At 67.5% G+C, this 206-nt stretch carries 1 protein-coding gene; it reads right to left on the reverse strand.

Annotation, left to right across the window (positions count from 1 at the left end; translation table 11 throughout):
* The coding region (locus tag BST15_RS21145) for a glycine betaine ABC transporter substrate-binding protein (RefSeq protein ID WP_272937524.1) at positions 1 to 206 on the reverse strand (206 nt) is incomplete at both ends.

Genomic DNA, 206 nt, shown 5'->3' on the forward strand with positions numbered 1-206 from the left:
GTGCGCGTTGTAGTCGGCGAAGGAATCGAGGCTGACGCGGGCGAAGCGGGCGACGATTTCAGGATGCTTCTCGGCGAAGTCCTTGCGCGCCACCCACACCTCGAAGGTCGGCGCACCCCACTGGCCGACTTCGGCGGCGTCGGTGAGGACCTTGCCGCTTTTCTTGATCTCGCCCAGCGCCGGCGACCAGACGAAGGCCCCGGCGA

Origin of the sequence: Mycolicibacter arupensis, assembly GCF_002086515.1 — a bacterium.
Classification (GTDB): domain Bacteria; phylum Actinomycetota; class Actinomycetes; order Mycobacteriales; family Mycobacteriaceae; genus Mycobacterium; species Mycobacterium arupense.